Origin of the sequence: Mesorhizobium sp. M7A.F.Ca.CA.003.01.2.1 (assembly GCF_003998945.1) — a bacterium.
Classification (GTDB): Bacteria; Pseudomonadota; Alphaproteobacteria; order Rhizobiales; family Rhizobiaceae; genus Mesorhizobium; species Mesorhizobium ciceri.
Window position 1 is genome coordinate 1 of the sequence record NZ_RZRA01001693.1, and the last position, 426, is coordinate 426.

Annotated in this window: 1 pseudogene; it reads left to right on the forward strand. The window is 59.6% G+C overall.

Going from position 1 to position 426, the window contains the following annotated elements:
- Positions 1 to 207 precede the first annotated feature (207 nt).
- Positions 208 to 426 (forward strand): annotated as a pseudogene (locus EN969_RS34980) (hypothetical protein); the annotation flags it as partial.

The following is a 426-nucleotide window of genomic DNA, read 5'->3' on the forward strand; positions in this document are numbered from 1 at the left end:
GCCAAATATGTACCTTAGCTGAGGTCATGGTGTCAAGAAAAAATTCCTATTACCGGGTAAAAGGCTGCCGACACCGCCGAACTGGCTGTCGTCAGGATTTTTGTTAAGCTGGGTCCGCAGCCCTGCGCACCGGGCGCCCGGACTTGTGTCCCGGCGCCGCGTCAAATAGCTTGCCGCCCGGATCAGGGGCGGATTTAGGAGATTTCGATGGCGGGACTTGCACGGGGCGTCGCTGCGGCGATCCTCCTTTTGTCGATGACGACGTTCGGCTTCGCCGCAAACAAGGTCATCATCATTCTCGATGCGTCCGGCTCGATGTGGGCGCAGATCGACGGCAGGCCCAAGCTCGAAATCGCCCGCGAGTCGCTTCGAACCGTGCTTCAATCGGTCCCCACCGACGACGAGATCGGCTTCATGGCCTATGGC